Annotated in this window: 5 protein-coding genes; all 5 read left to right on the top strand. The window is 62.2% G+C overall.

Going from position 1 to position 5724, the window contains the following annotated elements:
* A partial coding sequence (locus QOJ24_RS24365) for an MMPL family transporter (RefSeq protein WP_526265913.1) occupies nt 1-824 on the top strand: 824 nt, incomplete at its 5' end.
* A gap of 279 nt (nt 825-1103) precedes the next feature.
* Nucleotides 1104-2294, top strand: coding sequence for a LuxE/PaaK family acyltransferase (locus tag QOJ24_RS24360; protein WP_526265912.1), 1191 nt, complete (start codon nt 1104-1106; stop codon nt 2292-2294).
* On the top strand, nt 2291-3196 hold the full coding sequence (locus QOJ24_RS24355) for an alpha/beta hydrolase family protein (RefSeq protein WP_526265911.1): 906 nt from the start codon (nt 2291-2293) through the stop codon (nt 3194-3196). The genes QOJ24_RS24360 and QOJ24_RS24355 overlap by 4 nt, the downstream gene beginning before the upstream one ends.
* A complete protein-coding gene (locus QOJ24_RS24350; protein WP_526265910.1) occupies nt 3193-4749 on the top strand; it encodes an acyl-CoA reductase in 1557 nt (518 codons plus the stop codon). Before QOJ24_RS24355 ends, QOJ24_RS24350 begins: the two co-directional genes overlap by 4 nt.
* Before the next feature lie 61 nt (nt 4750-4810).
* Nucleotides 4811-5724: DapH/DapD/GlmU-related protein (locus QOJ24_RS24345; protein ID WP_526265914.1), on the top strand; the 914-nt coding region annotated here is incomplete at its 3' end.

Here is a 5724-nt window from a genome sequence, read left to right as displayed (position 1 = left end):
AGTCGGCGGAGGGTGTCACGCGCGTAGACCCGCTGGCCTCCGGCGACGACATGACGATCCTTCATGCGGTGCTCTCAAGCGACGACTTCTCGAACGAGGCGCGAGACTCGATCGCCGCATTGCGCGCCATCCCGCCGCCACCGAAGACGTCCGTTCTCATCGGTGGAGAGAACGCGGTACGTGCCGACAGCAACACCGCTGTCCTCGACGGTCTTCCCTTCATGCTCTCGATCATGATCATCGCCACCCTGGTGCTGATGCTGATCGCGTTCCGGTCCGTTGTGCTGCCGATCAAAGCGGTGGTCATGGCTGCCCTCAGCCTGACTGCCACCCTGGGGGTGCTCACCTGGATTTTCGTCGACGGTCACGGCGCCGGCCTTCTTGGTGTCGAGCCGCGTCCGCTGCCGGCCGCGGCGATCGTCATGGTCATCGCGGTGATTTTCGGCCTGTCGACCGACTATGAAGTGTTCCTCGTGGCCCGGATGGTCGAGACGCACGAAACGGGGGCGAACACGGTTGAGTCCGTGCGAGAAGGTTTGGCATCCACGGGACGCGTGATCACCGCGGCAGCCTCCCTTCTCGTCATCGTCACCGGGGCGGCGGGCCTGTCGCAGGTTGCCCTGATGAAGATTGCTGGAGTCGGTATGGCGTTCGCCATCATCCTCGACGCGACGATCGTGCGGATGCTTCTCGTGCCCGCTCTGGTCACACTGATGGGTCCGGTGAACTGGTGGATTCCCCGGTTCGCGCGGCGCCACCGGGAGAACCCTGCGCCGACCGATTTCGAGGTCGTTGAGACGCCCGCAACAGTGTTGGAACAGTAAGAACGTCACCGCGAATTCTCAGCGAATTCTGAGCACCGGCGTGATCAAACCGAGAAGTGCCTGTGATAAGTGCTGTCCCTACACAGCAAATTCCAATCGGGGGATATAGAAAGTGCCGCGAAAAATCTTTTTTTGGCGTGTCGATTCCCCTGTAAAGCCGAGGAGGTAGCTGTACGGTGCAGATACCGGTTTGACATCGGCGTCAGTTGTGAGTGCGCCCTAGTGGGTGTTCTTCCGTGCTGCAAGTTTAAGTTAACTCAGCTAACAGGGGAGCCGAGTGTGACATTTGTAGAAGAAACCGACACGGTTATCGCTCCGTTTCCGTCGCGGCCGCGACGGAAACGCGCATACATCGGGGCCCAGGCGCCCGTCGAGACCATCCTCTACGGCGAGGACGATCCGTATCGCTGGGACGAGGCGAGAACTCAGATGTTCCAGTCCCTGGTCTTCGCCGAAGCATTCCGTTACCACTACACCAACTGTGTCTCGTATCAGCGGTACTGCAAGCTCGAGGGAGTTAGCCCGGACACCCTGACGATGCCGGAGGACATCGTCCGGATCCCCGTGATCCCGGCGTCGATGTTCAAAGAGCGGGCCATCCGCAGCGTGGCCGACGACGCCGTCGCCAAGGTGTGTCGCAGCAGCGGCACGCAGGGCGTCATCAGCAGGGTCAGTCGCGACAACACCAGCATGGAACGATTCGTCGGCTCCATCAGGCTGTCCGCCGAGCAGCTGCTTGATCTGCGGGTGCGGGCCCAGGTGTTCAACCTGGGCCCCGACACCGACGCGGCAGGCGACGTCTGGTTCCCCTACGTCATGAGTCTGATCAGCCTGCTGCGACCGGCCAACCACTACGTCGTCGACGGCGTCTTCGACCCGCGCAAGGTGGTCGACGACCTGATGGCGTTGGACGAGGAGATCCAGCCGATCATCGTCGGGCCGCCCATCTTCGTCGTGTACCTGCTGCAATACCTGGCCGATCAAGGCATCACCTTGGATCTGGGCGCGCGCCGCGGTCTGCTGGTCACCGGAGGTGGCTGGAAGACGCACACCGATGAATCGGTCGACAGCACCGAGTTCCGGGCCTGGTGCACAAGACAACTCGGACTCGACGGTGTCGGCGTTCGGGATGCCTACAACATGGTCGAACTCAACACGGTGATCTTCGAGTGCGAGGCTGCGCACAAGCACATTCCGCCATGGCTCGTCGTCAAGGCCCTCGACTCGGATACCCAGGAGCCGGTGCCGGCAGGCGAGATGGGGGTGCTCGCCTACTGGGACGCGTTGCCGACTGGTTACCCCGGCTTCGTCATCTCCGACGATTTCGGTGCGGTCGACCCCGGGCGGTGTGATTGCGGCCGCGCGGGACCGACGATGAGTTTCACGCGGCGAGTGACCGCAGCCGATGACCGTGGCTGCGCGCGCGCCATGGATGCCGAGACGGAAGTTGCAGAGGAGGACCTGTCATGACCACCTTTCAATTGGGCACGATGTTCGAGACGCAGAACTCGGCTGGCCGCTCGATTCGTTGTCTGCTGGAAGGGCCGGACTCGGGCGGCCAGGACGCACCTCTGGTCGTCGTCGCTCCCAGTTACGCGCTGTCGATGCGCCACTTCGGCCCGTTGTCACTCTTCCTGACACTCAACGGGTTTCGCTCTCTGCGTTTCGACTACACGGACCACGTGGGCGCCAGCGAGGGGGATGTCTACGACTACAAGTTGTCCACCGCTGCCGATGACCTCCGTGCGGTCATGGGATCACTGGCGGGTTGGGGCGTGACAGGTCCGGTCGGCGTCATCAGCGTCAGCATGGGCGCGAGGATCGCGTTCCGTGCGCTGCAGGGAAGGTCCGACATCGCCACACTGGTGTCGTTGGTGGGTGTGGTGAATTTGCAGGACACACTGAACTGTGTGGTCGGCGAGGACGTCGTCGCCGAAGGCCTGTCGGGCCGCGAACCGCATGCCCGAGAGGTGCTCGGATATCACGTCGGCGGCCAGATCGTCATGGACGCGATCGAACACAATTTGCACTCACTCGAGTCGACGAAACTCGATGTGTCGCAATGCCGTTTCCCCATCACCCATGTGTACGCCGAAGACGACAAGTGGACGAACTTGGAGGAGGTCGAGTCGGTCTTCGATGAGGACTCCGACACTGCGCCGCGCCAGGTCTTCATCCTGCCCGAGGCGACCCACAAGCTCGAGTACAACCCCGTCGCCGCAAGGACCGCGTTCTCAGTGGCAACGGCGGCTGTAGCGCGGGAACTCACAGGCGTCGAAATGGCTCTAGACCAAGTCATTTCGCCTTCGTTCAACGACGTAGTTGAAAAACACCGACAAGAGAAATCACTAGATGGAGAGGTAAACCAATGACAGATCAACTCGAACGGACCGTCACCCAGGAGGGTTTCACGATCCGTGACGAAGGGTCGAAAAAGATCCTGGAGTTGCCGATCGTGGTCTGCGGGGAAGTCAAACTGCCGACCTCCGAGAACACCATCTCCTTGAGCTACGGCGACGACATGGAGGTTCGCATCCCGCGGCTGGACGCCGCCGATGTCGCGCGGATCCGGGAGGCCGACAACCGCGACATCGCCGCATTGTCTATCGACGATGTCGCGATCTTCTTGAACGACCTGTGCAAGAAGTGGATTGACGAAGACTACGAGTTCCGCCAGCTGGTGACCGAGACGATCAAAGAGACCGCCGGATACGTCGGTCCGAGCATCTACTACGACCTCGGACTACTGTCCACCGCGCTGCGTCGCATCAAGGTCTACGACATGCTCGAGAGCGAGATCGGTGATCCGTACCTGCTCGACGAGTGGTTGCCGCGCAAGACTGTGTACTTGCACGCTGAGCCGCGCGGCAAAGTCACCCACATCATGGTCGGCAACATCCCGATGGCCGGGCTCTTCTCGATCGTTCGCAGCGTGATGACGAAGAACATGACCATCGCCAAGCTGCCCAAGCGGGACGCAGTCACCAGCCTGTTGTTCGCGCTCAGTTTCATCGCCAACGCGCCTGATCACCCGATCACGAAGTCGTTGACCGTCGCCTACTGGGAACCGGGCTCGACGATCGAAGACGAGATCCTGGACATGTCGGATGTGGTGTGCGCTTGGGGCCACGAGACATCGATCGAGCCCATCAAGCGCCGGATCCGCTACGGGACCGAGTTCGTCGAATTCGGACCGAAGCGCAGCCTGCACCTGGTCGGCAAGGACTCCGAAGATCTCGACTACGTCGCGATGAAAGCCTCCTACGACATCAGCATCTACGACCAGGTGGCCTGCTTCAGCCCGCAGGAGACCTTCTGTGAGGCCGACACGTCGGATTATGTCGCGGCGCTGGGCAGATGGTTGGACATCAACCTGAAGCGGATGCCGAAGTCGCCTGTGACAACCGACGAGAAAGCCGCGGTCGCGCGCACTCGGCGGGAGTCCGCGTTCCGTGGCTGGGAGGTCATCACACCGGAGGGCGGCGGCACGGACTGGACCATCATCGTCACCGATGGGCCCTGCCGTATCGCGTCGCATCCATTGAGTCGCACCATGTTCGTCCATCCGGTGAAGAATCTGAACGAGGCGTTGCCGTTCACCGACAAGCACACTCAGACGATCGCCATCCATCCGCCGGAGCGTGCGATGGAACTCGCCGACGAGCTGGCGTTCCGCGGTATCGCCCGCATCACCGAGGTAGGACGAGCTGGCCGGCCTCGACCGGGCTTCGCTCACGACGGCATGTTCCCGCTGGCGCGCCTGGTGCGCTGGGTGACCATCGAACGTGGCGTCAAGTTCAAGTACAAGTTCTGGGGCATCCCTGTCGAAGAGGACGACCGACTGTTCTACGGCCGCGGCGATGACAACGAGAACCCGGACCCGATGGAGGTCTGGAAGGTGTACGAGGAAATGAATCTCAAGTAGTGCCATGACGATTGACACCGAAGCACCGCCGAACCCGGTACCTCGTGTACCGGGGGAGGCGGTGCTCTCTCAAGGAGCGGCAGGAATCGGCCTGGCATCTCTCAGCCAGAGTGGCGTCGTGCTGGATGTCTGGTATCCGGAACCGGAACTCGGTCAGTTCTCGGACAGCGGCGTCGAGTGGCTGGAGGCCGGCACCGTCCCCGATCGGCTACGGCCGCTGATCGGGACGAACTCGGTCTGCGAGGTCAACGTGACAGGCGTTCGTACCACGATCGCAGATCTGTCGCTGCCACCTCGTGATGCCTACGACGCTTACCTGCGGCTACACCTGTTGTCGCACCGCATGATTCGACCTCACCATGCCAACTTCGACGGTGTCGAAGATCTGCTCGCCGATGTGGTGTGGACGAACCACGGCCCAGTACCGGCCGACGATTTCTCCAGTCTGCATCGACGATTGCGTGCGTTCGGGCCATTCACGGTGCACGGGGTCGGCAAGCTCCCGCGGATGGTCGACTACGTGATCCCGTCCGGCGTGCGGATTGCCGACGGTGCGCGTGTGCAGCTCGGCGCGCACCTCGCGCCGGGGACCACGGTGATGGCGGAGGGCTTCGTCGACTACGACGCAGGCACTTTGGGCGGAGCAATCATCGAAGGCCAGATCACCGCTGGTTGCGTCATCGGCGACGGCTCCGATGTCGGAGGCGGCACAGGAAGCGCCGTGATCACAATCGGCAAGAGGTGCCTTGTCGGGGCGAACGCCGAGTTGGAGATCTCGCTCGGTGACGACTGCGTGGTCGAAACCGGACTGCATGTTGCAGCCGACACGATCGTGTTGCGAGCAGACGGCTCGGCGGTTCCCGCAAGCACCGTGGCCGGCGCGGACCACCTCCACCTGCGGCGCAATTCCGTGACTGGAGCCGTCGAAGCGCTGCCTTGGCACGGCAAGGGCGTCGACCTCAACGCCGAATTGCT

It is taken from the genome of Mycobacterium sp. (assembly GCF_032159775.1).
Taxonomy (GTDB): domain Bacteria; phylum Actinomycetota; class Actinomycetes; order Mycobacteriales; family Mycobacteriaceae; genus Mycobacterium.
The sequence above is the reverse complement of the archived record's forward strand: the minus strand, read 5'-3'. Positions and strand labels throughout refer to the sequence as shown.